This is a genomic window from Streptomyces sp. NPDC057877, assembly GCF_042796855.1.
Taxonomy (GTDB): domain Bacteria; phylum Actinomycetota; class Actinomycetes; order Streptomycetales; family Streptomycetaceae; genus Streptomyces.
In genome coordinates this window covers 260,647-283,147 of the sequence record NZ_JBHVMS010000010.1, presented here as the reverse complement: position 1 = coordinate 283,147, position 22,501 = coordinate 260,647, and the positions used below count along the sequence as shown (strand labels likewise).

Annotated in this window: 20 protein-coding genes; 11 read left to right on the top strand and 9 right to left on the bottom strand. The window is 71.4% G+C overall.

Going from position 1 to position 22,501, the window contains the following annotated elements:
• Window positions 1-22: 22 nt before the first annotated feature.
• Both ACFVQG_RS30045 and ACFVQG_RS30040 read right to left on the bottom strand, forming a co-directional pair.
• The gene (locus ACFVQG_RS30045) at window positions 23-1,684 is read right to left on the bottom strand and encodes an FAD-dependent oxidoreductase (protein WP_383389327.1); all 1,662 of its coding nucleotides are present in this window, start codon (window positions 1,682-1,684) and stop codon (window positions 23-25) included.
• A gap of 145 nt (window positions 1,685-1,829) precedes the next feature.
• Window positions 1,830-2,492 carry a peroxiredoxin-like family protein gene (locus ACFVQG_RS30040; RefSeq protein ID WP_383389325.1) on the bottom strand — a complete coding sequence of 221 codons (663 nt, stop codon included), beginning with the start codon at window positions 2,490-2,492 and terminating at the stop codon, window positions 1,830-1,832.
• Between the two features lie 162 nt (window positions 2,493-2,654).
• Between ACFVQG_RS30040 and ACFVQG_RS30035 the strand changes: the two genes are divergently transcribed.
• Window positions 2,655-3,254: a TetR/AcrR family transcriptional regulator gene (locus ACFVQG_RS30035; RefSeq protein WP_383389323.1), complete on the top strand. Its 600-nt coding sequence runs from the start codon at window positions 2,655-2,657 to the stop codon at window positions 3,252-3,254.
• A gap of 310 nt (window positions 3,255-3,564) precedes the next feature.
• A complete protein-coding gene (locus tag ACFVQG_RS30030) occupies window positions 3,565-4,785 on the top strand; it encodes an alginate lyase family protein (protein ID WP_383389321.1) in 1,221 nt (406 codons plus the stop codon).
• 76 nt (window positions 4,786-4,861) lie between these two features.
• On the opposite strand, the gene ACFVQG_RS30025 is transcribed toward ACFVQG_RS30030, so the two are convergent.
• Window positions 4,862-5,596 (bottom strand): TetR/AcrR family transcriptional regulator, encoded by a 735-nt coding sequence (locus tag ACFVQG_RS30025; RefSeq protein ID WP_383389319.1) that lies wholly within the window; start codon window positions 5,594-5,596, stop codon window positions 4,862-4,864.
• 89 nt (window positions 5,597-5,685) lie between these two features.
• Here ACFVQG_RS30025 and ACFVQG_RS30020 point away from each other — a divergent pair, with 89 nt between their 5' ends.
• Both ACFVQG_RS30020 and ACFVQG_RS30015 read left to right on the top strand, forming a co-directional pair.
• Window positions 5,686-6,549, top strand: a complete 864-nt coding sequence (locus tag ACFVQG_RS30020; protein ID WP_383389318.1) for an SDR family oxidoreductase — start codon at window positions 5,686-5,688, stop codon at window positions 6,547-6,549.
• A 58-nt stretch (window positions 6,550-6,607) separates the two neighbouring features.
• Window positions 6,608-6,889 (top strand): hypothetical protein, encoded by a 282-nt coding sequence (locus ACFVQG_RS30015; RefSeq protein ID WP_383389316.1) that lies wholly within the window; start codon window positions 6,608-6,610, stop codon window positions 6,887-6,889.
• A gap of 54 nt (window positions 6,890-6,943) precedes the next feature.
• On the opposite strand, the gene ACFVQG_RS30010 is transcribed toward ACFVQG_RS30015, so the two are convergent.
• Together ACFVQG_RS30010 and ACFVQG_RS30005 are read right to left on the bottom strand one after the other, a co-directional pair.
• Entirely contained in the window at window positions 6,944-7,153 is a 210-nt protein-coding gene (locus tag ACFVQG_RS30010; RefSeq protein WP_383389314.1) for a hypothetical protein, read from the bottom strand.
• Between the two features lie 43 nt (window positions 7,154-7,196).
• A complete protein-coding gene (locus tag ACFVQG_RS30005) occupies window positions 7,197-9,644 on the bottom strand; it encodes a helix-turn-helix domain-containing protein (protein WP_383389312.1) in 2,448 nt (815 codons plus the stop codon).
• Between the two features lie 197 nt (window positions 9,645-9,841).
• Here ACFVQG_RS30005 and ACFVQG_RS30000 point away from each other — a divergent pair, with 197 nt between their 5' ends.
• Both ACFVQG_RS30000 and ACFVQG_RS29995 read left to right on the top strand, forming a co-directional pair.
• Window positions 9,842-10,297: a carboxymuconolactone decarboxylase family protein gene (locus tag ACFVQG_RS30000; RefSeq protein WP_383389310.1), complete on the top strand. Its 456-nt coding sequence runs from the start codon at window positions 9,842-9,844 to the stop codon at window positions 10,295-10,297.
• Between the two features lie 130 nt (window positions 10,298-10,427).
• Entirely contained in the window at window positions 10,428-10,826 is a 399-nt protein-coding gene (locus tag ACFVQG_RS29995) for an iron chaperone (protein ID WP_383389438.1), read from the top strand.
• On the opposite strand, the gene ACFVQG_RS29990 is transcribed toward ACFVQG_RS29995, so the two are convergent.
• Window positions 10,819-11,199, bottom strand: coding sequence for a DoxX family protein (locus ACFVQG_RS29990; protein WP_383389308.1), 381 nt, complete (start codon window positions 11,197-11,199; stop codon window positions 10,819-10,821). The genes ACFVQG_RS29995 and ACFVQG_RS29990 overlap by 8 nt on opposite strands.
• Before the next feature lie 172 nt (window positions 11,200-11,371).
• Between ACFVQG_RS29990 and rox the strand changes: the two genes are divergently transcribed.
• A complete protein-coding gene (rox, locus tag ACFVQG_RS29985; protein WP_383389306.1) occupies window positions 11,372-12,799 on the top strand; it encodes a rifampin monooxygenase in 1,428 nt (475 codons plus the stop codon).
• A gap of 68 nt (window positions 12,800-12,867) precedes the next feature.
• Here the strand turns inward: rox and ACFVQG_RS29980 are convergent, their stop codons facing one another.
• From ACFVQG_RS29980 to ACFVQG_RS29970, 3 genes are all read right to left on the bottom strand, one after another.
• Entirely contained in the window at window positions 12,868-14,364 is a 1,497-nt protein-coding gene (locus ACFVQG_RS29980) for a PQQ-dependent sugar dehydrogenase (RefSeq protein ID WP_383389304.1), read from the bottom strand.
• Window positions 14,365-14,615: 251 nt separating this feature from the next.
• On the bottom strand, window positions 14,616-15,467 hold the full coding sequence (locus tag ACFVQG_RS29975) for an NAD(P)H-binding protein (RefSeq protein ID WP_383389303.1): 852 nt from the start codon (window positions 15,465-15,467) through the stop codon (window positions 14,616-14,618).
• Window positions 15,468-15,546: 79 nt separating this feature from the next.
• Entirely contained in the window at window positions 15,547-16,659 is a 1,113-nt protein-coding gene (locus tag ACFVQG_RS29970; RefSeq protein ID WP_383389301.1) for an alkene reductase, read from the bottom strand.
• Window positions 16,660-16,726: 67 nt separating this feature from the next.
• On the opposite strand from ACFVQG_RS29970, the gene ACFVQG_RS29965 reads away from it, so the two are divergent.
• The 4 genes from ACFVQG_RS29965 (at window position 16,727) to ACFVQG_RS29950 (ending at window position 22,351) form a co-directional block, all read left to right on the top strand.
• The gene (locus ACFVQG_RS29965) at window positions 16,727-17,149 is read left to right on the top strand and encodes a MerR family transcriptional regulator (RefSeq protein WP_383389299.1); all 423 of its coding nucleotides are present in this window, start codon (window positions 16,727-16,729) and stop codon (window positions 17,147-17,149) included.
• On the top strand, window positions 17,146-17,718 hold the full coding sequence (locus ACFVQG_RS29960; protein WP_383389297.1) for a GNAT family N-acetyltransferase: 573 nt from the start codon (window positions 17,146-17,148) through the stop codon (window positions 17,716-17,718). Before ACFVQG_RS29965 ends, ACFVQG_RS29960 begins: the two co-directional genes overlap by 4 nt.
• 58 nt (window positions 17,719-17,776) lie before the next feature.
• On the top strand, window positions 17,777-18,787 hold the full coding sequence (locus ACFVQG_RS29955) for a LacI family DNA-binding transcriptional regulator (RefSeq protein ID WP_383389295.1): 1,011 nt from the start codon (window positions 17,777-17,779) through the stop codon (window positions 18,785-18,787).
• A 177-nt stretch (window positions 18,788-18,964) separates the two neighbouring features.
• Window positions 18,965-22,351 (top strand): CARDB domain-containing protein, encoded by a 3,387-nt coding sequence (locus ACFVQG_RS29950; RefSeq protein WP_383389293.1) that lies wholly within the window; start codon window positions 18,965-18,967, stop codon window positions 22,349-22,351.
• The last annotated feature ends 150 nt before the right edge of the window (window positions 22,352-22,501 follow it).

The window sequence follows — 22,501 nt, the reverse complement described above, 5'->3', positions numbered from 1 at the left end:
ACGGGCCCACCCGTCGCCGCGGTCAGTCAGGGGTGCCCGGCAGACGGACCGACTGCCGGTGCCGGAAGACGTCGCGTGGGTCCCAGTGCGCCTTGGTGCGCTGCAGCCGTGGGTAGTTGGCGCCGTAGTAGAGCGTGTGCCAGGGCTGGCCCACCCCCGGCGGGTTCAGGGCGGGGTCGCTGAGGTCGGCGTCGGGGTAGTTGACGTAGCAGCCGTCGGTGGTGGAGGGCGGCTGCCGCTCCCCGTCGGTCGCCACCACTGGCACGCCGCCCGTCTCCTGGTACATGTCGCGGTAGAAGTCACGGATCCAGGCCAGGTGGGGCGCGGCGATGGCGGGGTCGGCCTGGGCGTCCTGGTAGTCGAACACCCCGTCGTGGTTGGCGTCCTTGCCCCAGGTCCAGTAGGTCTGGTACTGGAGCTTGAGGACCGAGGACCGCTGCGGGACGGCGGTCGCGGACGGGTCCACGTCGTTGATCCGGCCGCCGTAGGAGTCCACCTGGAGCAGCGCCTGGTCGTTGGTGTAGCTCCGGTTGGTCAGACGGTCGTGGATCACCTTCAGCTGGCGCTCGGTGAAGTTGGCCGTGTGGTAGGCGGACTTGTACTTGCCGCAGCGGCTGGGCCCGGAGTCGTTGAGGTTCTGGGTCGCGGTCAGCCAGGGCAGCCGCGTGGGGATGTGCAGCGCGGCGAGCGGGGGATGCTCGCCCATCTGCACGTCGAGCGGGGTCGGAGGGTAGTCCCCCTCCGGTGCGAGCCAGTCCAGGAAGAGGCGCAGGCGTTCGGCGGAGTCGTCCCGGGTGCCGTCTAGTTGGAGGACCAGGCCGACCTTTCCCGCCGCGTGGTTGTTCAGCTTCAGCAGGGTGAACAGGTCGCGGTAGTCGTGCTCGCGCTGGAAGCCGGGCCCGTCGCCGGTGCGCTCGGCCTCGAAGAACTGGCCGTACCGGCGCACGAGGTCGGTGAACTTCTCGGGCCGCTTCTCGAAGATCCGCCAGTCCCAGGCGAGGGTCTTCAGCAGCACCTGGGCGGGCGGTTCGGGCAGGCCCCGGAACCAGTACCGCGTCACCACGCCGAAGTTGCCGCCGCCCCCGCCGGTGTGCGCCCACCACAGGTCCCGCAGCGCGGGCTCGGGGGAGTCCGCGCGGGCGACGGTCACCTCGGCGTGGGTCAGATCCCGCACGGTGACCACTTCCACGGCGTACAGGTGGTCGACCGTCAGCCCGTGCAGCCGGGACAGCAGTCCGAAGCCGCCGCCGGAGACATGGCCGCCGGCGCCCACGGAGTAGCACGAGCCGCCGGGCACGGCGAGACCGTGGTGCCGGTACAGCTGGCTGGCGGTCTCCCAGTTGCCCGCGCCCGCCTCGACGCAGTAGGCCTCCATCTCCGGGTCGTAGGAGACGCCGTTCATGCCGCTGACGTCGATGATGACGGCGACGTCGGCGCCGCACACGAAGTCCTCGTAGCAGTGCCCTCCGGAGCGGACCGTGACCCGGCGCCGCCGCGAGGGATGGCGGGCGAGATAGGTGTCCAGGGCGGCGACCACGTCACGCGTACCGGCGGCCACGACCACGTAGTCCGGGGTGGCGATCCAGCGCTGGTTGAAGCCCCGGCGCAGCGCCTCGTAGCGGGCGTCACCGGGCCCGACTTCCGTCGGACCGCGGTGCGCCGGGTGGGAGGAACTGGTGGGCATGACGGCACCTCCGCACGGATGACCTGCACCGATCACTCGAAGTTAGGTCAGTGTCGCCGTGGAACGCTCCGCCGTTCGGGTGATCTCGCGAGGCGCACGGGCTCACACCGGTCACCGCGCGGGGCGCCGGGGCACGCCGGGGCGACTACGCGGTGCGCGACTGGTCCAGTGCGGCGAGGATGTCGGCCGGTTCGGCGCGGGTGGTGTAGTCGGTGGCCGCGAAGGCCCAGCGGATCGTGGAGCCCGGGTCGATGACGTAGGTGGCGGGCAGCGGGAGGGTGCGCGCGTGTCCGCCGTTGACGCGCTGGAGGTCGATGCCGAAGGTCTCGTAGAGGGCGGCCAGGTCGTCCGGGATGTCGAAGGCGAGGCCGTACTGCTTGGCCGTGTCGCAGCCGAGGTCGCTCAGCACGTCGAAGGCCAGCTCGTGCTTCTCGGCGAGGGAGAGGGACGCGTCGGGGAGCTGCGGGGAGACGGCCACGAGCCGCGCCCCGCGGGCGGTGATGTCGCCGTGGTGCCGCTGCAGCGAGCGCAGCGTGATGTTGCAGTACGGGCACCAGGCGCCGCGGTAGAAGGTCAGCACCACCGGACCTTCGGCGAGCAGGGCGTCCAGCGAGACGGTCCCTCCGGTGGCCGTGGGCAGGGCGAAGGACGGCGCGTTGGCGCCCACGGCCAGGGCGCGGTCGGCCTGCCCGGACTCGGCCAGCTCCTGTGCCGCCCGCCGCATGACGGCACGGACGTGCTCGGGGAACTGCTGCTGACGGCTGTCGAAGAAGGCGCGCAGTTCGGCGTTGAGGCTGTTGGGGCTCACGAGGTGGTCCTTCCGGGACGGGCGGAGGAGACGGAACGACAGATCCTGGAACAAATCTTGGAACGACCGTTTCAAGATAGTCCCTGGAGCGCACTCCACGTCAACGCCCGCGGGCGTATCTTGGAACCCTCATTTCAGGATCGAGGGTTCAGGGGAGCCGTCATGCCGGACATCAAGCACTTCGATCCGGAGGCGACCCTGGAGACGGTCGTACGACTCTTCTGGCGCCAGGGCGTGGCCGCCACCGGCGTCCAGGACATCGTCCAAGCGACCGGGGTCAACCGCTCCAGCCTCTACGCGACCTTCGGCGGCAAGCAGGAGTTGTACCGCGCCGCCCTGGACCGCTACATCACCAGCCGCTCACGCCCGGCCCTGGCCCGCCTCGCCGAGGGTGACCGGGGGGTGCCCGCCATCCGGGAGTTCTTCACCGGACTGGTCGAGATCCGCTGCACGGGCGAGTACGCCCGATGGGGCTGCATGGTCTCCAACGCCCACGCGGGCGCCGAGAAGGGCGACCCCGAGGTACGCGCCCTCCTCGACCGACAGCACGAACGGCTGCGCGACGCCCTGCGCCAGGCCCTCCTGACGGCTCGGCGGCAAGGCCAGCTCACCGAAGGGGCGGATCCGGAATCCGGGGCCGAGGTCCTTGCCCTGCTGGCCTACGGCATCAATCTGCGGTCCCGCGCCGGGGCGGGCGCACGTCGGCTGCGTGCGACGGCCATGGCGGCGATCGACGCGGTGGCGGGCCCGACCGTTCAGTGAGGCAGACCGGACCCGTCGGCGAACCGGGCGAGCTTCTCGGCGGCGTCGCGGGGCGGATCGGTGCCGGGCAGGGGTGTGATCGCGGGGGTGCGGTTCGCGCGGCGGGACGTTCCGCGGCGCGTGCACCGTACGGACGAGGCGAGTGGCGTTCGGCGGCCGGAGGCGGCCAACGGGGCGTGTCCAGCTCGTCGAGGTGCGTCGACTCCGCTTGCCGCCGCAGTGCTTGACGGTCAGTTGGTCTGTACCTATGGTCTGCTCTCAGCGCCAGTTCAGCGAAGCGAATGTCGTTCACATACAAGAACGGACGTCCATGTCACCCACATCCGCTCACCCCCACCGCGGAACCCGCCTCTCCCGCCGCGCGGCCATCGTCACCGCGGTCGCCGCCCTGCTGGCCGGTCTGCTCGCCTGGCCGGGAGTCCAGCGCGCCGACGCCGCGCCCGCCACCTTCGTCCACCCCGGAGTCACCGTCTCCAAGGGGCAGTTGGACTTCACCCGCAGCATGGTGACCGCGGGGGCGCAGCCCTGGAAGGGTGCCTTCGACCAGATGATGGCGAGCAGGTACGCCGACCTGAACCGCACCCCGAAGCCCTGGGCCGTCGTCGAGTGCGGCTCCTACTCCAACCCCAACTACGGCTGCACCGACGAGCGCGAGGACGCGATCGCCGCCTACACCCAGGCGCTCGCCTGGTACGTCACCCGCGACGAGCGGCACGCGAAGAAGGCCATCGAGCTGATGGACGCCTGGTCGGCCGTGATCCAGGACCACACCAACAGCAACGCGCCCCTCCAGACCGGGTGGGCCGGTTCCTCCTGGCCCAGGGCCGCCGAGATCATCAAGTACACCTACACCGGCGGCTGGCCCAACTCCGGCCGCTTCGCGACGATGCTCCGCAACGTCTACCTCCCCGAGATCATCAACGGCTCCCACTCCAACGGCAACTGGGAGCTGTCGATGATGGAGGCCGCCCTCGGCATCTCCGTCTTCCTCGAGGACAGGACGTCGTACGACAAGGCCATGGCCAAGTTCCGCACCCGCACGGCCGCCTATGTCTACCTCGCCTCCGACGGTGATCTGCCCAGGACCGTCCCGAGCCAGAACCTCGACACCCGCGACAAGATCGTCCGGTACTGGCAGGGCCAGACCACCTTCGTCACCGGGCTCACCCAGGAGACCTGCCGCGACCTCACCCACACCGGCTACGGCATCTCCGCCATCTCGCACGTCGCGGAGACCAGCCGTATCCAGGGCCAGGACCTGTACGGCACCGACGTCGGCGAGCGGCTGCGCCACGCGCTCGGCTTCCAGGCGAAGTACGAGCTGGGCACCGCTGTCCCGAGCTGGCTGTGCGGCGGCACCCTCCACCTCGGCCTTGGCCCCGTCACCGAGGTCGGCTACAACGCGATGCACAACCGTCTCGGCCACGCCATGACCAACACCCAGACCCTGACCGAGCGGAACCGCCCGGCGGGCAGCAACAACCTGTTCGTCGCCTGGGAGACCCTCACCCACGGTGACAACTACAACTGACCGCTGACCGCTGACGTGTCCTGCCCTGTCCACCACGAGGGACAGGGCAGGACGCCGGGACATACCCGGCAGCACCTCATCCGCCCGCGGCGAGTCGGTCCAGCCACTCCCTCAGCAGATGCTGCTCCGCGCCGCTGAGCGCCATCTGGTCGGGGAGCGCGGCGCGCAGCGCGCGGGCGGCACCGGCGGGGCCCGCGTCCCGTACGGCGGGCCGCTGGTTGGTCACGGCGGTGACCATGGCCTCCCGCAGCGTGGTCAGCAGGGCGGGGTCGCGCTCCTCCTCCGGCAGTGACAGCCAGGTGAGTACGGCGCCACGGGCCGTGGCGTGGATGATCTGGGCCGCGAGTGCCTCGTCGACACGGAGCCAGCCACCGGCGGCGAGCCGCCGGATGCGGCCCCTCAGGATCTCCATGCCGGACTGGAACGCGGCCGAGGTGCTCCTGCTGGGCTCGCTGTACATGAGCGTGTACAACGCGGGGTTGGCCACCCCGAACTCGACAGCGACGTCCCATCCGGTTCTCAGGTCCTCCAGGGGGTCGCGCGGGTCGGGATCGATGTGCTTGGTGGCGAGGAACGCGGTGAAGCCGTGCTCGGCCACCGCGTCGAGCAGCCCCTCCTTGTCACCGAACAGCCGGTAGATGGCCGGGGGCTGCAGCCCCGCCAGATCGGCGACCGCGCGCGTGGTGACCGCGTCGCGCCCCCCGCGCGTGAGCAGGTCGATGGCGGCCTGGATGACCCGTTGCCGGGTGTGCTCGCGCCCACGGCCGGTGGCGTCGGAGGCGCTGTTCTCGGTCGGCGAGGATGATGGCATGTATCGATGATATCGCGGTATTGCTTCCGTCGTTAGTATCGGTGATACGCTCAATACGGTACCACTGGAACCATGCCGGGGAGAACATCGTGATCATCGTGACCGGAGCCACCGGACAACTCGGGCGTCGGATCGTCGAGAGGCTGCTGACCCGCGTACCGGCCGACCGCGTCGGCGTCAGCGTCCGCGACCCATTGAAGGCGCGGGACCTCGCCGACCGGGGCGTGCGGGTGCGCCACGGCAGCTTCACCGACGCCGCGAGCCTGACGCACGCCTTCGAGGGCGCCTCCCAGGTGCTCATCGTCTCCGTCGACAAGATGGGGGAGGAGGCCGTGCGGCAGCACCGTGCCGCGATCCAGGGCGCGGTCGCGGCCGGGACCCGCCGCATCCTCTACACCAGCCACATGGGCGCCAGCCCCACCTCGCACTTCCAGCCCTGCCGCGACCACGCCGCCACCGAGGAAGCGCTGCGCGCCTGCGGGGTGCCGTTCACCTCCCTGCGCAACGGCTTCTACGCCGCCTCCGCGACCCAGTTCCTCGACCGGGCCACGGAGGACGGAGAGGTGCTGCTCCCCGCCGACGGGCCGGTCAGCTGGACCGCGCACGCCGACCTCGCCGACGCGACGGCCGCCATCCTGGCCGACGAGGGCCGGTTCGACGGCCCCACACCCCCGCTGACCGCGGCGCGGGCGCTCACCTTCGACGAGATAGCAGACCTCGCCGGGGAGATCACCGGTCACACCCTGAAGAGGATCACCGTGGCCGACGACCGGTTCCGGGAGCGGCTGACCGGCCATGGCGTCCCCGCCGAAGCGGCGGACCAGCTACTGGGCGTCTTCACCGCCGCCCGCGCGGGTGAGTTCGCCGCCGTCAACCCGACTCTGGCCGCCCTGCTGGGCCGCGAGCCCCTCACCCTGGGTGACGTACTGCGCGAGCGCATATCCGCTGAGTGACCGCATGCCTCGCGAGTCGGGCCCGGGGGATCCCTGGTGATCGACATACGATCCGCCCGTGGCACTCACCTTCGAGGAACTCGTGGAGATGCAGCGCGCCGCCGACGCCGCCCATGCCAAGGTCGAGCAGCTCCGCGCCCAGTACGGCTCGCCCACCGCCCATCCGTGGAGCGAACAGCAGACCACCACCTACGAGACCGCGTGGCGGGCCTGGCGCGACCTCGCCCGTGATGTCCAGGCCGCGGTCACCGAGCACGCCAAGGACCAGGGGCAGCGGCGGAACTCGGTGGAGGCGGACGTGAAGAAGGCGGTACGGCACTCGGAGGAACAGGGCCCGTAGAGCCGAAGCGGCCCGGAACCCCGGGCCGCCCCGCACCGCTTCACACGAAGCCCCTCACCTGCCGAGCACACCCGCGGGAAGAAGGGACTGCGGAGAGGCCGCCGGATTCCCCACTTCCAGGGCACCGAGGACACCGTCCAGGAGGGGCGCCCCGGGAATCCCGGCGGACGGGACGGGATGCGCCGCGGCGGCCTGAGCGGCGGGAACGGCGGTCGCCACCAGAGCGGCGGCCAGGACGGAGACGCGTACGAGATTCTTGATCATGTCTGCTCCAACGACCGACGGCCTGGACGGAAACGCCCGCCCGTCACCCGCTCGGGGCGTCCTGGCGGCCGAAGGAGTGAAGTTCCCGCAGGACCGCCTGGGCCGAGGCGCGGTGCTCGGCGGCCCCGGCCGGATCCGTGCCGTCGAGCACGGTCGCGATGCCCTCGTGGGCCAGCGCCTCCTCGTACCGGTTGCCCAGCCCCGGGGCCAGGGCGAGGGCCTGCCGGTGCAGCCGTAGGGCGTCCTCGGGCAGGCCCGCGAGGCGGCAGGTCTCGGCGTAGCCGTTGAGGAAGTGGATCTTCCAGTGTTCCTCGAACAACTCGTCGAGCAGCGCGAACGCCTCCCGGTGGCTGGCCAGCGCCTCCTCGTAGCGGCCCATCCGCCGCAGGGCGACGCCCCGGCAGTGGGCCAGCGTCAGGGCCCGGTGCAGGTGCTCCGCCGCCTCGTCGGGGTGCTCGCGGGCGATGGCCACACCGAGTGTGATCCGGGCCGTCAGGGCGGGCGGCCAGGCGGGATCGCTGTGCGGGACGTCCAGCACCTCGCGGGCCCGCCGCGCCGCCTCCTCGCGGTGCCCCAGTTGCAGCATCGCCCAGGCCTCCGACGCCGCCGCGTGCGCCACGCCCGGCGCGCAACCGGCCTGTTCGTACAGCTGCCCCGCCAGCCGGAAGAGGTCGAGCGGCTCCTCGACCCGCCCGGCGTCCCAGGCCAGATAGGCGCGGCGCATGGTCAGTTCGGCCTCCGCGAGCCCGTCCGCCGCCTGTGCCACCCGCGGCCCGGCGGCCTCGTACTCCGCGGCGGCCTCCGCCAGCCGCCCCGCGTTGTAGCGCGCGAAGCCCAGGTCGCTGTGCGCCTCGGCCAGTCGCAGCGGATCGCCCAGGCGCTCGGCGGCGGCCAGCGACCGCTCGAAGAGGACGTTGAGGTGCGTCGTGCCGCAACGCCGCGCGAAGTAGGACCGCAGGAAGCGCGGCAGGTCGTACACATGCGCGTCCGCCCCGACGGCGGCGGCCGTCTCGAAGACGGCCATCAGATTGCCGTACTCCGCGACGAGCCAGGCGAAGGCGGCGTTCTTGTCCGGGAACGGCGGCAGCGCGGCCGGGGCCCGACCAGCGGTGGGCGGCCTGCCGGGGGACAGGAACGGCATCGCGGCGTCGGCGGCGGACGCCGCGTGCACGTAGTAGTCGAGCACCCGGCCGAGCGCCCGCTCCCGCTCGGCCGCCGGATCCAGCTCCTCCGTGGCCCGGCGCGCGTGCTGGTGCACCAGGTCGTGCAACCGGAAGCGGCCCGCCGTCGGCTGCTGGACGAGATGCGCGTCGAGCAGGTCCTCCAGCGTCGCCCGGGCCTCGCGCAGCGGCAGATCGGCGAGCGCGGCCACGACGTACTCGTCGAAGGACGCCCCGGGCAGCAGGCCCAGCATGCGGAACAGCCGGGCCCGGGACCGGCCCAGCTGCCGTACCGACATCGCGAACGCCGTGCTGAACTCGGCGTCGAAACCGCCCGCGCCCTCGGCCATCCGCTCGGCGAGGATGCCCACGGTCCACCCCGGCCGGTGCCGAAGGCGTGCCGCGGCCAGCCGCAGGGCCAGCGGCAGACGGCCGCACAGCCGCACCACCTCGGCGGCGGACTCCGGATCGCGGCCGAGCCTGCCGTCGGGGCCGCCCGGATCGCCGCTGGCCCGGGCCAGCAACTCCGCGCTCTCCCGCGGACTCAGCACATCGAGCGAGACCGGCGGCACCTCGTCCAGGCCGAGCAGCCGGTTGCGGCTGGTGACCAGGGCGACGGACGGACCGGCACCCGGCAGCAGCGGGCGGACGTGGTCGGCGTCGGCGGCGTTGTCGAGGACCACGACCACCCGGCGGCGGGCCAGCTCCGACCGCCAGCAGGCGGCCAACCGCTCGACGCCCTCCTGCGGGACCCGCTCGGACGGCACGTCGAGCGCCGCGAGCAGCGTCCGCAGCGCGGAGTCGGCGTCGAGCGGGGGACGGCCCTCGGTGAACCCGTGCAGGTCAACGTAGAGCTGGCCGTCGGGGAAGTCGGCGGCGAGCCGGTGCGCGGCGTGCACCGCGAGACAGGTCTTGCCGACGCCCGCCATGCCGTCGACGGACACCACCCGATGGCTCTCCACGGCGGCGAGCACGGCGGTGAGCTGCGCCTCGCGGCCGGTGAAGTCCGGTACGTCGCGCGGCAGGTCGTTGCGGGGGAGCGGGCGGCCCTGGCGGCTGCTCTTGGGCGGCGCGGGCAACGGATTCGAGGTGCGCTCCCACAGCGGACGCAGCGGCCGGGGGTCGCGCCTGACGAGACGGCACAGGGCGACCACCGCGGGCCAGGGCGGCACGGTCTGACCGTTGAGATAGCGCGACAGGGACGACGAGCTGAGGCCGGTGTCCCGGGCGAGGGCCCGTACGCCGAGCCCGGACAGCTCCTGGAGCAGCCGCAGCCGTGCCGCCAGCTCCTCCTGCGGGTCCGGCTTCGTCTTCCGCCCCGGTACGTCCACTGTCCCCCGCCTTCCGTCCCGCTCGGAAGCGAAGTGTCCCCAGCCAAGTCGCCGCTGGTCAAGGCCGTTTCAGCTGTCCCACGCTGTCCCGTCGCCGTGGTCGTCGCGGGCCGGTGCGGCTGTGATGGAGTCACGCCCCGGTCAGCCGGGGCACCGGCCCGGAAGACCGGGAGAAGACCAGAAGAGGAGCAGCGACCATGCAGTCCCGTATGCAGAACCCCGCCGTCGTCCTGTCCGACGCGATGCGCCCCATCCAGCAGGTCTTCAAGGCCGCCCACTCCGGCGGCGTCGACCCGCAGACGCTGGAGCTGGTCCATCTGCGGGTGAGCCAGATCAACGGCTGCAGCGCCTGCGTCGACGGCGGCACCAAGACGGCCCGCGAGGCCGGGGTCGACGACGAGCGGCTGGCCACGGTCGCCGCCTGGCGGGAGGCCCCGTACTTCACCGACGAGGAGCGCGCGGCCCTCGCACTGGCCGAGTCCGCGACCCGGCTGGCCGACCGGCCCGACCCGGTGAGCGACGAGGTCTGGGACACGGCCGCCACGTACTTCGACGAGAAGCAACTGGCCGCGATCGTCCTGATGATCGGCGTCACCAACCTCTTCAACCGCCTCAACGCCACCACCCGCCAGATCGCCGGGGCGTGGGGCTGACACCGCGCCGCCCTCCGCACAACACCACCGCCGACCCGCCGCACGCCGTACGGGAAAGGGACCACCAGTGAAGAACGCACAGGACACCACCACGACCTACGACGGGTTCACCGACGCCGAGCGCTCCGCGATGAAGGAACGCGCCCGGGAGCTGAAGACCTCCGCCCGGCGCGGCTCACGCGCCGACAAGGCGGCGCAGAACGAGGCCGCCGTCCTCGCGAGGATCGCCGAAATGCCGGAGGCCGACCGGGCCATGGCCGAACGCCTGCACGCGGTCATCAAGGCGAGCGCGCCGGACCTCGCGCCGAAGCTGTGGTACGGGATGCCCGCGTACGCCCTGGACGGCAAGGTCGTCTGCTTCTTCCAGAGCGCGCGGAAGTTCAGCACGCGGTACGCCACCCTCGGCTTCAGCGACAAGGCGAGCCTGGACGAGGGCGCCATGTGGCCGACGTCGTACGCCCTGAGGGACCTGACTCCCGCCGAGGAGACGAGGATCGCCGCCCTTGTCCGGCGAGCGGTGCTCAGCTGAAGGACTCGGGACCGAAACGGCCCACCGCGAGGAACACGGCGACGGAGAGATAGACCAGATTCAGCCCCACGAAGGGGAACTCCCGGCGTCGGCCATGGGTGATCATCGCGCCGATCATCAGCAGGACCCAGCAGACGGCGGTCACCGGCACCATGACCGGTGCGATGTCGAGCGCGGCGGGCAGGATCAGGCCCGCCGCCGCCAGCAACTCCAGGGCGCCGAGGGACTTCACGAAGCCGTCGCCCACGTCCCCGGTCCAGCCACCGCCATGGGCCGCGGCCAGCTTCTGTCTGGGGATGAAGGACTTGCTGAGGCCGCCGACCAGGGCGACCGTGGCCAGGAAACCGGCGGCGATCCACAGTGCGAGGTGCAAGGCCCACTCCCCCGATACGGCCCAAAGAAAAAGGCAAGGGAGTACCGGCCTCCTTGCCACTCTCAACTTATAGCGCACGGGGGGCCTTGCGGCAAGGCCCCGGGTGTGCCGCAGAATCTCCCGCCTGAGCAAATCTCGCGGAGCGGGTTTCGCGAGTCGAAGGGGGATTCCGATGATCGACGTGATCATTGCCGGTGGCGGGCCGACCGGCATGATGCTGGCCGCCGAACTGCGGCTGCACCAGGTGCACGTGGTGGTGCTGGAGAAGGACACGGAGCCGCCCCCGTATGTGCGCGCGCTCGGGCTGCATGTGCGCAGCATCGAGGTGATGGACCAGCGCGGCCTGCTGGACCGGTTCCTCGCACACGGCACCAGGTACCCGCTCGGCGGCTTCTTCGCCGGTATCCCCAAGCCGCCGCCCGAGCGGCTGGACACCGCGCACGGGTACGTCCTCGGCATTCCGCAGACCATCATCGACCGCCTGCTGGCGGAGCGGGCCGCCGAACTCGGCGCCGAGATCCGGCGCGGCCACGCCCTGGTCGGGCTGAGCCAGGACGACGACGGGGTGAGCGCCGAACTGGCCGACGGCACGCGACTGCGCTCGCGCTATCTCGTCGGCTGCGACGGTGGCCGCAGCACCGTGCGCCGAGCGCTCGGCGTCGGCTTCCCCGGCGAGCCCTCCCGGGTCGACACGCTGCTGGGCGAGATGAGGATGACCGCCTCGCCGGAGACGCTGAACGCCGTCATGGCCGAAGTCCGCAGGACACACTTGCGCGTCGGCGCGATGCCCCTCGGCGACGGGGTGTACCGCGTGAGCGTGCCCGCCGCCGGGGTGGCCGAGGACCGCACGACGGCGCCCACCCTCGACGAGTTCAAGCGGCAACTGCGGGCGCTCGGCGGGACCGACTTCGGCGTCCACTCACCGCGCTGGCTCTCCCGGTTCGGCGACGCCACCCGGCAGGCCGAGCGCTACCGCACCGGCCGGGTGCTGCTGGCCGGTGACGCCGCGCACATCCATCCACCCGTCGGCGGCCAGGGCCTCAACCTCGGCGTCCAGGACGCGTTCAACCTCGGCTGGAAGCTCGCCGCCGCGCTGGACGGCTGGGCCCCGGAAGGACTCCTGGACAGCTACCACGCCGAACGGCACCCGGTGGGCGCGGCCGTGCTGGTCAACACCCGGGCCCAGATGGAGCTGATGTCCACCGAGCCGGGGGCGCAGGCGGTACGCCGACTGTTCGCGGAACTCGTCGACTTCGAGGAGGTGAACCGCCACCTGGTCGAGAAGATCACCGCCATCGGCGTGCGCTACGACTTCGGCGCGGGCCACGACCTGCTCGGCCGACGGATGCGGGACGTGCAACTGAAGCGGGGCCGCCTCTACGAGCTGACGCGCACCGGGCGCGGGCTGCTCCTCGACCAGACCGGCCGTCTCTCGGTCACGGGCTGGGCGGACCGCGTCGACCACGTCGTCGACCTCGCCGAGGAACTGGACGTGCCCGCCGTGCTGTTGCGGCCGGACGGTCATGTGGCGTGGGTCGGTGAGGACCAGCGGGACCTGTGTGAGCGGCTGCCCGTGTGGTTCGGGGCGGCTGCGGGCTAGGTGCATCGACCCGCCGCCAGGTCCGGTGCTCGGTGCGAGCGTGGCCCGGCGGCGGGTCGGATGCGGCGTCAGCGGCCTACGGCGCAGGCGTCCCCGTTGAGCATGAAGCGGGGTGGTGGGGCCGCGTCGCCGGTGTGGCTGGCGAGGTAGCCGAGGGTGATGGTGGAGCCCGGAGCGATCGCGGCGTTGTGGGAGGCGTTGGTCGCCGTGACCGTGTTGGAGAGCTGGGTCAGGTCCGTGTTCCAGTCGGAGACGACGGTCTGGCCGAGGCCGAGCCAGAACTTCAGGGTCCAGCCGTTCACCGGGGTGTCACCGGTGTTGGTGAGGGTGAGGTCGACCTTGGTGCCGGTGCCCCAGGTCTGGACGGTGCGGTCGACCCGGCAGGTGGGTTCCTCCTGGGCGAAGGAGACCCGGTGCAGCCCGCCGGGCAGGTCGTTGACGACGTAGAACTCGCCCTCGGCGGTCGTACCGATCGAGGTGACCTGGGTGGGCATCTCGCCGATCTCGGCGTGCTCGTAGCCGCCGTTGCCGTCGGGGCGCAGGGCCCAGACCGTGGAGGAGCAGTAGTCGGTGGCGATGTAGGTGCCGCCGACCAGGTCGGCGTACCGCTGGCCGCGGTAGACCTGACCGCCGATGACCGAACAGCCGCCGGTGTAGGGGGAGTAGGTGAAGACGGGCTTGGTGTAGGTCTGACCGGGCGGGCAGTCGCCGCCGCTGAACTTCTCCAGCCCCTCGTAGCAGGACCAGCCGAGGTTCAGGCCTCCCCGGCCGCGGGCGATGTGGTCGATCTCCTCCCAGCGGCCCTGCCCGACGTCGCCGATCCACATCGAGCCGTCGACGCTGTCGAAGGAGAACCGCCACGGGTTGCGCAGCCCGTAGTGCCAGATCTCGGCGCGGGCGCCGGGGGTGCCCACGAAGGGGTTGTCGCTGGGGACGCAGTAGGGGAGCGCGCCACAAGTGCGGCTGACGTCGACGCGCACGATCTTGCCCAGCAGGGTGTCCAGCCGCTGCCCGGCCTTCAGCGGGTCGGCGGAGCCGCCGCCGTCGCCGATGCTCCAGTAGAGGTTTCCGTCGGGGCCGAAGGCGAGTTGGCCGCCGTTGTGGTTGTTGAACTCGGCGTGCTCCTGGGAGAGCAGCACCTCGAGGCGGGAGTCGTCGAGCCGGTAGCGGGCCAGCGTGACCGCGCCGTTGGGCCGTGCCGTGTACGCCAGGTACAGGTCCTGGCTGGCGGCGAAGTCCGGCGGGATGGCGATGCCGAGCAGGCCGCGCTCGTTGCCGGACTCGAGGATGGCCGAGGTGATGTCGATGAGCGGGGTGGTGGCCAGGCCGGTGTCCGGGTGGTAGACGCGGACGGTGCCGGACTTCTCGGTGATGAACAGGCGGTCCGTGCCGTCGTCGGGGGCGACCACCGCGGTGGGTCGCCTGAGCCCGAAGGCGACCTGAGTGGTGGTCGCCTTGAGCGACGGCAAGGGCGTGGCTGAGGTGGCCGCCGTCGTCGTCTCGGACGGTTGGCTCGCGGCGGCGGGTAACGGGGTGAGGACGGTCAGCAGGAGGGCCAGCAGCACGGGCCCCGTCCATCGGCGTCTTAGCATCGCGGCTCCAAGTGGGGGGGGGGGAGAGAGAAGACGTGTGGGAGCGCTCCCGCGCACCAGGCTGAGGGTCATGGGGGAGGGCGGCAACCTTCGAACACGCCACTCTCGCCCCGTGTGGCGCAAAAGTTCCGGTCGTTGAACCGTGGACTGCCGAGGGGGCTTCGCTTGAGCGGTCGAGGCCGCCGCCGGACAACGGCGGCGGCCTCGGGTGACGGTCCAGCTGTCTATCGTGCGCCGACCTTCGCCCGGAAGGCGTCCGCGTGCTCCCCGGCCCACTGGCCGAAGGTGCGGGCCGGGCGGCCGGTGACCTTCTCGACGGTGCCGACCACCGTGCGGCCCACCTCGGGTGTGTTGCCGTACGCCTCAAGGAGGAAGCCGATCACGTCCTCCGGGTGCCCCGCGGCCCGCCACTGGGCCACGGCCTGCTCCTCGGTCATTTCCACCAGGGCGACGTCCCGGCCGCGAGCGGTGGCGATGGCCGTCACCTTGTCGGCGACGGTGAGCAGTTCGGGGCCGGTGATCACGTACTCCTGGCCGCCGTGCCCCTCCTCGGTGAGCGCGACGGCGGCGACGGCGCCGATGTCTCCCTCGTGGACCATGGCGCTGAGCCGGGACACGAACGGCTCGCGCACCTCGTCCCGGGTCGAGATCGGGTCCGCCCACTCCAGGGCGTTGCCCATGAACTCGACCGGCATCAGCACCGTCCAGGCCACACGGTCGTCGGCACGCACGGCGTCCTCCAGCAGGGACGGTCCGCCACCGTGCAGCACGGTGACCCGGCGTACGCCCGCGGCGTGGGCCAGCTCCAGGATGCGCGGGCCGGTCTCCAGCGGGGCGAAGTAGGCCCCGCCGAAGGTGATCAGGTGGAGGCCGGTGACGCCCTCCAGCGCCGGGGCCAGGGTGTCGGGGTCGGTCAGATCGCCCTGGACGACCTCGACTCCCGCCGGGAAGGCGGCGTTCTCCGGGGTGCGGGTCAGGGCGCGGACCTGGTGGCCGCGGGCGAGGAGTTCGGTGACGACCTGGCGGCCGACGGTTCCGGTGGCACCGGTGACGAGGATCTTCTGCGTGTGGGTCATGGGATGACCGTAGGAAGCGTTGCGGTCAGGTTCTGTCCGCGATGCGGGCGGAGCGGTTCCGGGACGGAAGAGGGCTCGCTCACCCCACGGCGCTGACCGCGAGGGTGGGGTAGTCGGTGTACCCCGTCTCCCCGCCCGTGTACATCGCGTACTCGTCCCGTACGGGATTCAGGGGCGCCCCGACGCGCAGTCGTTCGACCAGGTCGGGATTTGCCAGGAAGGCCCGGCCGAGGGCGATCAGGTCGGCTCCGGCGGTCAGCAGCCGCTCGCCCGCGGCCCGGCCCCCGTCGGCGGGCAGGGGGCCTCCCCAGCCGAGCGCCGGGTTGGCGATCAGCGTGCCCGGCCACGACCTGCGCAGGCTCCCGAAGAGGGGCTGGTCCGGGTCGGCGAACACGAGGTGCAGATAGGCGAGGCCGGTGTCCGCCAGCGCCGTCACCAGGGTGCCGTAGAGGGCCTCGGTGTCGCCTTCCGCGATGCCGTTCACGGTGTTCGCGGGGGAGACGCGCAGGCCGACCCGGTCGGGCCCGATCGCGTCCGCGACGGCCCGGACCACCTCGACGACGAAGCGGATCCGGTGGGGGACCGGGCCGCCGTAGGCGTCGGTGCGGCGGTTGGTGTTCGCCGCCAGGAACTGGTGGAGGAGGTGACCGTTGGCCGCGTGCACCTCGACGCCCTCGAATCCCGCGTCGACCGCGTTGCGCGCGGCGGTGGCGAAGTCGGCCACGGTGGAGCGGATGTCGGCCTGGGTCATCTCGCGCGGCACGACGGGGGCTTGGCGCCCGCTCGGGGTGTGGATCGTCTCGGGGAGCGGGACGGGCGAGGGCGCGACGGGTGTCAGCCCGCTGGTGGCCGGATGGCCGACCCGGCCACCGTGCTGCAACTGCAGGAACATCCGCCCACCGGCCGCGCGCACGGCGTCGGTGACGCGGCGCCATCCGGCGACATGCTCCGGGCGGTGGATCGCGGGGATGCCGGGATAGGTCTGCCCCACCGCGTTCGGCGTGGTGGCCTCGGCGATGATCAGTCCGGCGGTGGCGCGCTGGGCGTAGTAGGTGGCCATGAGCGGGCCGGGGACCCCGTCCGATCCGGCGCGATTGCGGGTCAGCGGCGCCATCACCAGGCGGTGGGGCAGGTGCAGGGGACCGAGGCGCGCGGGCGCGAAGAGAGGGGACTCGACCTGTGTGTTCGTCATGCCGGGTACCGTAGGAGTTGACATCAGTGTCAGGTTCAAGTGGCATACGCGGCGGTCGGGGTGGGCGATGCGGATCGGTGAACTGGCCCGGCGCAGCGGCGTGAGTGAGCGTTCCCTGCGCTACTACGAGCAGCAGGGGCTGCTGCGGTCCGAGCGCACCCCGGGAGGGCACCGGGACTTCGGGGACTGGGCCGTCGATCGTGTCATCCGGATCCAGGCGCTCTACGCGGCCGGGCTGAACAGCAGGACGATCGCCCGGCTGCTCCCCTGTATGCGGGACGCGGACGGCGGCCCGAACGAGTTCGCGGACGCGCAGCTCGTCGAGGAACTGATCAGTGAACGGGCCCGTATCGACCGAGTGATCGCCGACCTGACCCGCTCCCGCGACGTCCTGGACGAGGCCATCGAGACCGCGTCGACGGGCCTGGGTCCGGCGGTGTCCGACGCCCCTTCGCGCCGCCCGGCACCCCATGGCATCGTGGGGTCATGACCATCGAAGTCCGCCCGGCCTCGGTCTTCGAGGACGTCCGTGCCGTGATCGGACCGAAGTCACCCACGGCGACCGTCTGCTGGTGCCTGAGCTACCGGATCCCGTCCAAGCTGAACAACGAGCTGCGCGGACCGGCCCGTGGTGAGTACGTCGCCGGACTGTGCGGCGCCGACCCGCCTCCCGGAGTCCTCGCCTACGACGGTGAGGTGCCCGTCGGCTGGGCGGCGGTGGCGCCGCGCTCGGACACCTCCTTCGCCCGCAGCCGCAAGATCCCGCACGTCGACGATCTGCCGGTCTGGTCGCTGTGGTGCGTCCGGGTGCGCCCCGGGCACCGCAAGCAGGGTGTCTCGCACGCCCTCATCGCGGGCGCGGTCGAGTTCGCCCGCGCCCAGGGCGCTCCGGCCATCGAGGCGTACCCCCTCGACAACGGCGGCGAGCGGGCCGACACGACGATGGCGTACGCCGGACTCCGCGAGAACTTCGCACGTGCCGGATTCACCCATGCCGCCGACACCACCTCGGTGCTGGCCGGTCATCCCCGGGTCGTGATGCGACTCGACCTGCGCTGACGAACCGGCCAGGAAACGGGTGTAATTAACTTGCGTGTTTTGCGCTAGTCTTGCGTTCATGACGCGACGACTTGCTCAAGTAGCCAGGAAGGTGGGCGTCAGCGAGGCAACGGTCAGCCGTGTCCTCAATGGCAAGCCCGGTGTCTCGGAGGCGACGCGCCAGTCCGTGCTCACGGCTCTGGACGTCCTCGGATACGAGCGGCCCACGCAGCTGCGCGGCGAGCGCGCCCGCCTCGTCGGTCTGGTGCTGCCGGAGCTGCAGAACCCCATCTTCCCGGCGTTCGCCGAGGTCATCGGCGGTGCGCTCGCACAACAGGGGCTGACGCCCGTGCTGTGCACGCAGACCAAGGGCGGCGTCTCCGAGGCCGACTACGTGGAGCTGCTCCTGCAGCAGCAGGTCTCCGGCGTGGTCTTCGCGGGCGGCCTGTTCGCGCAGGCCGACGCCCCGCACGACCACTACCGCCAGCTTGCGGAGCGCAACATCCCGGTCGTCCTGATCAACGCCTCGATCGACGGTCTGGACTTCCCCTGTGTCGCCTGTGACGACGCCGTCGCCGTCGAGCAGGCCTGGCGTCATCTCACCTCCCTCGGCCATGAGCGGATCGGGCTGATCCTCGGGCCGAGCGACCACGTCCCCTCGCGCCGCAAGCTGGAGGCCGCCCGCGCGGTGGCCGAGGCCGTGGGCACCGCGCTGCCGGACGAGTTCGTCGTACGGTCGATGTTCTCGCTGGAAGGCGGTCAGGCCACGGCCGCCCGCCTGCTGGACCGGGGGGTCACCGGCATCGTCTGCGCGAGCGACCCCCTGGCCCTCGGCGCCATCCGTGCCGTGCGCAGGCGCGGGCTCTCCGTCCCCGAGGACGTGTCGGTCGTCGGGTTCGACGACTCCGCGTTCATGAACTGCACCGAGCCGCCGCTGTCCACCGTCCGGCAGCCGATCGAGGCGATGGGCCGGGCGGCGGTCGAGCTGCTCTGCGCCCAGCTCCAGGGCACCCGGCTGCACCCCGGTGAGCTGCTGTTCGAGCCCGAACTGGTGCTGCGCGGCTCGACCACCCAGCCGCCCACCGCCTGACGTTCGTCGTCCGAGTTCTTCAGCAGGCCCCGCCTCCCGTGAGGCGGGGCCTTTGTCATGCCGCCCCTGTTGACAAAGTGGTGACCCGGTAGAAATCTGTGCCCTCAGTCAACGTAAAAGATTGATGAAATCGCTCAATTACCCGGCGATCCGTCGACGTTTCGTGGAGAGGGCTGTATGAGTGGGAGACACCGGAGACGACGACTGATCGTCGCTCTGCTGATATCGGGGCTGATGGCCGTGGGGCTGCTGCCCGTGAGCGCGCACGCCGCGAGTGCCGACGCGGCCGATGGCACGACGAACGTCGCACTCGGCAGACCGGCGACGGCCGGGGGCGCCCTCGGTGGCTATCCGGCGGGCCATGTCAGCGACGGCAGCCAGCAGTCGTACTGGGAAGGGCCCACCGGTGCCTTCCCCCAGTGGGTGCAACTCGACCTGGGCGCCAGCGTCCGCGTCGACCGCGTGGTGCTGAAGCTCCCCGCGTCCTGGGAGGCGCGCACCCAGCGGCTCGGCGTGCTCGGCAGCGCCGACGGCAACGACTTCGGCACCCTCGCCGCCGTGGCCGAGCGGACGTTCGACCCGGCGCGGGCGAACACGGTGAGCATCGCCCTCGACGGCACCAGCACGCGGTACGTACGGGTGCAGGTGACCGCCAACACCGGCTGGAACGCCGCCCAGTTGTCGGAACTGGAGGTGTACGGCGAGAGCGGATCCACCGACCCGCCCGTGGAAGGCACCAACCTCGCCCGCAACAAGCCGATCGAGGCCACCTCGACGACCCAGAACTACGTCGCGGCCCACGCCAACGACGACCACACGGGCACGTACTGGGAGTCCAACGGCTTCCCGTCCAGCCTGACCGTGAAGCTCGGCGCCAACGCGGACGTCCAGGCCGTGGTCGTCAAGCTGAACCCGGACCCGATCTGGGGGCCGCGCACCCAGTCGCTCCAGGTGCTGGGCCGTGAGCAGTCGGCCTCCTCCTTCACCTCGCTCAAGGCGCGCGCCGACTACGCCTTCAGCCCGTCGTCCGGCCAGAACAGCGTCACCATCCCCGTGACCGGCCGCTACGCCGACCTGCGGCTCACCTTCTTCTCCAACACCGGTGCCCCCGGTGCCCAGGTCGCCGAGTTCCAGGTCGTGGGCGCCGCGGCACCCAACCCGGACCTCACCGTCACCGGCCTGTCCTGGACCCCGGCCGAGCCGTCCGAGACGGACGCGGTGACGGTCGACGCGACGGTACGCAACTCAGGAACCGCCGCCTCCCCGGCCACCACCGTCAACGTCAGCCTGGAGGGCACCGTCGTCGGATCCGCCCCCGTCGGCGCGCTCCAGCCAGGGACCGACGCCACCGTGCGAGTGCCCGTGGGCAAGCGGCCGAGGGGCTCCTACACCGTGTCGGCCGTCGTCGACCCGACGGACACCGTCACCGAACAGGACGACACCAACAACAGCCGCACCGCCGCGACCAAGCTGGTCGTGAGCCAGAGCCCGGGCCCCGATCTCCAGGTCACCGGCATCGCCTCCAACCCGTCCGCCCCCGCGGTCGGCGCGTCCGTCTCCTTCACCGTCACCGTGCACAACCGCGGCACCACCGGCGTCCCGGCGGGCACGGTCACCCGTCTCACCGTGGGCACCACCACCCTCGACGGCACCACCGGCGCGATCGCCGCCGGTGCGAGCGCCACCGTCGCCCTCTCCGGCACCTGGAAGGCCACCAGCGGCGGCGCCACGCTCACCGCCACGGCCGACGCGACCGGCCAGGTCACCGAGACCGACGAGAACAACAACCACTTCGCGCGCTCCATCGTCGTGGGCCGGGGCGCGGCCGTGCCGTACACCGAGTACGAGGCGGAGGACGCCCGCTACGACGGCGCCCTGCTCACCGCCGACCGCAAGCGCACCTTCGGGCACACCAACTTCGCCACCGAGTCCTCCGGCCGCCAGTCCGTGCGCCTCAACAGCACGGGTCAGTACGTGGAGTTCACCTCCACGGGCGCCGCCAACTCCATCGTCGTACGCAACTCCATCCCGGACTCCGCGAGCGGTGGCGGCACGGAGGCCACCCTCAGCCTCTATGTCGACGGCACCTTCAAGCGGAAGCTGACCCTGTCGTCGAAGCACAGCTGGCTGTACGGCAACACCGACAGCCCCGAGGGCCTGACCAACACCCCGCAGGCCGACGCGCGGCGGCTGTTCGACGAGTCGCACGCCCTGCTGGGGGAGAGCTACCCGGCGGGCACGACGTTCCGGCTCCAGCGGGACGCCGACGACCGCGCCGCCTTCTACATCGTCGACCTGATCGACCTGGAGCAGGTGGCGCCCGCGGCGGCCAAGCCGTCCGGCTGCACCTCCATCACCGAGTACGGTGCCGTACCCAACGACGGCATCGACGACACCGACGCCATCCAGCGGGCGGTCACCGCCGACCAGAAGGGCGAGATCGGGTGCGTCTGGATCCCGGCCGGACAGTGGCGCCAGGAGCAGAAGATCCTCACCGACGACCCGCAGAACAGGGGTGACCACAACCAGGTCGGCATCCGGGACGTCACCATCCGCGGCGCGGGCATGTGGCACTCGCAGCTGTACACGCTGACCCCGCCGCACCAGGCGGGCGGCATCAACCACCCGCACGAGGGCAACTTCGGCTTCGACATCGACCACAACACCCAGATCTCCGACATCGCCATCTTCGGCTCGGGCACCATCCGGGGCGGCGACGGCAACGCCGAGGGCGGCGTCGGCCTCAACGGCCGCTTCGGCAAGGGCACCAAGATCAGCAACGTCTGGATCGAGCACGCCAACGTCGGTGTCTGGGTCGGCCGTGACTACTCCAACATCCCGGAGCTGTGGAACCCGGGCGACGGGCTGGAGTTCAGCGGCATGCGGATCCGCAACACCTACGCCGACGGCATCAACTTCGCCAACGGCACCCGCAACTCGACCGTGTACAACTCGTCCTTCCGCAACACCGGCGACGACGCCCTGGCCGTCTGGGCGAGCCGCTACGTGAAGGACCCGTCGGTCGACATCGGCCACGACAACCACTTCCGCAACAACACCATTCAACTGCCCTGGCGGGCCAACGGCATCGCGGTGTACGGCGGCTACGGCAACACCATCGAGAACAACATCATCGCCGACACCATGAACTACCCGGGGATCATGCTGGCCACCGACCATGACCCGCTGCCGTTCTCCGGGCAGACGCTGATCGCGGGCAACGCCCTGCACCGCACGGGCGGCGCGTTCTGGGGAGAGGCCCAGGAGTTCGGTGCCATCACGCTGTTCGCCGCCGGGCAGGACATCCCCGGTGTCACGATCAGGGACACCGACATCCATGACTCGACCTACGACGGCATCCAGTTCAAGAACGGAGGCGGGGCGGTGCCCGGCGTCGACATCAGAGACGTACGCATCGAGAACTCGGTCAACGGCTCCGGCATCCTCGCCATGGGAGGGGCCCGCGGCAGTGCCACGCTGACCAACGTGGCGATCTCCGGCTCCGCCGAGGGTGATGTCGTGATCGAGCCCGGCTCGCAGTTCGTGATCAACAGATCGGGCTGAGCCCGGCGTCCGGACGGCGGCCCGCTTTCGTAGTGGGCCGCCGCGTCGGCATGCCCGGAAAACCGCCTCTGACCTGCGAGAACTCAGAGCGTCCAACTGGTAGACGCTTCGACAGTCCTCTGGAACTCTCTCATCGATCCACGCAAAAAA

Bases quoted from the DNA above. Each gene is read 5' to 3' on its own strand.
- ACFVQG_RS29960 (WP_383389297.1), top strand. From the start codon at position 17,146: ATGACCATCGAAGTCCGCCCGGCCTCGGTCTTCGAGGACGTCCGTGCC.
- ACFVQG_RS30000 (WP_383389310.1), top strand. From the start codon at position 9,842: ATGCAGTCCCGTATGCAGAACCCCGCCGTCGTCCTGTCCGACGCGATG.
- ACFVQG_RS29950 (WP_383389293.1), top strand. From the start codon at position 18,965: ATGAGTGGGAGACACCGGAGACGACGACTGATCGTCGCTCTGCTGATA.
- ACFVQG_RS29975 (WP_383389303.1), bottom strand. From the start codon at position 15,467: ATGACCCACACGCAGAAGATCCTCGTCACCGGTGCCACCGGAACCGTC.
- ACFVQG_RS30025 (WP_383389319.1), bottom strand. From the start codon at position 5,596: ATGCCATCATCCTCGCCGACCGAGAACAGCGCCTCCGACGCCACCGGC.
- rox (WP_383389306.1), top strand. From the start codon at position 11,372: ATGATCGACGTGATCATTGCCGGTGGCGGGCCGACCGGCATGATGCTG.
- ACFVQG_RS30045 (WP_383389327.1), bottom strand. From the start codon at position 1,684: ATGCCCACCAGTTCCTCCCACCCGGCGCACCGCGGTCCGACGGAAGTC.
- ACFVQG_RS30010 (WP_383389314.1), bottom strand. From the start codon at position 7,153: ATGATCAAGAATCTCGTACGCGTCTCCGTCCTGGCCGCCGCTCTGGTG.
- ACFVQG_RS29965 (WP_383389299.1), top strand. From the start codon at position 16,727: ATGCGGATCGGTGAACTGGCCCGGCGCAGCGGCGTGAGTGAGCGTTCC.
- ACFVQG_RS30035 (WP_383389323.1), top strand. From the start codon at position 2,655: ATGCCGGACATCAAGCACTTCGATCCGGAGGCGACCCTGGAGACGGTC.
- ACFVQG_RS29955 (WP_383389295.1), top strand. From the start codon at position 17,777: ATGACGCGACGACTTGCTCAAGTAGCCAGGAAGGTGGGCGTCAGCGAG.
- ACFVQG_RS29995 (WP_383389438.1), top strand. From the start codon at position 10,428: ATGAAGGAACGCGCCCGGGAGCTGAAGACCTCCGCCCGGCGCGGCTCA.
- ACFVQG_RS29970 (WP_383389301.1), bottom strand. From the start codon at position 16,659: ATGACGAACACACAGGTCGAGTCCCCTCTCTTCGCGCCCGCGCGCCTC.
- ACFVQG_RS30030 (WP_383389321.1), top strand. From the start codon at position 3,565: ATGTCACCCACATCCGCTCACCCCCACCGCGGAACCCGCCTCTCCCGC.